A 220-nucleotide genomic window follows, 5' to 3' on the forward strand; every position below is an offset into this window, starting at 1 on the left:
CCACTGTTGGTGCTGATGGCACCGCCGGCAACGGCGGCACCGGCGGCGTGGGCGGCACCGGCGGCAAGGGCGCGGACTACACCGCCGCGGTCGGCGCCGGCGCCACCGGCGGCACCGGCGGCCGAGGCGGCAACGGCGGCCAGGGCGGCACCGGCGGCAACGCCGGCAACGCCTTCACCGGCACCGCCGGCACCCAAGGCGCCGGCGGCCAAGGCGGCAC

1 protein-coding gene is annotated in these 220 nt (G+C 80.9%); it reads left to right on the top strand.

Annotated elements, in window-relative coordinates; translation table 11 throughout:
* The coding region (locus BST40_RS33750; protein WP_208618989.1) for a hypothetical protein at positions 1-220 on the top strand (220 nt) is incomplete at both ends.

The organism is Mycobacterium persicum (genome assembly GCF_002086675.1).
GTDB classification, from domain to species: domain Bacteria; phylum Actinomycetota; class Actinomycetes; order Mycobacteriales; family Mycobacteriaceae; genus Mycobacterium; species Mycobacterium persicum.